General features: G+C 63.1%; 1 protein-coding gene. It reads right to left on the reverse strand.

The annotated features are described in order from the left end of the window. Positions 1-271 (reverse strand): OprD family outer membrane porin (locus SB765_RS29840; RefSeq protein ID WP_410932521.1); only part of this gene is annotated, 271 nt, incomplete at both ends.

Genomic DNA, 271 nt, shown 5'->3' on the forward strand with positions numbered 1-271 from the left:
CCTTGTTCAACTCACCGGCGGTGATACTCACATTCGGGATGTCGTTGGAAGTGAGGATGCCGCCATCAAAGGTCTGCGGCGCCACGCGGCTGTCGTTCGAGACCAGGATCGGCAACACCGGCGCCAGGCCGCCACCCACATGCAGCTCGGTCTGGGAAATGCGGAACTTCACATTGCCGGCGGCACGGCTGAAGGAATCGGCCGGTTCGGTACCGTTGTTCTTGGTCGGGAAGAAGCTGTTGCCGTTACCCGCCAGGCCCGGGCCTGCGGT

It is taken from the genome of Pseudomonas sp. SIMBA_067 (genome assembly GCF_046534675.1).
Lineage (GTDB): Bacteria > Pseudomonadota > Gammaproteobacteria > Pseudomonadales > Pseudomonadaceae > Aquipseudomonas > Aquipseudomonas putida.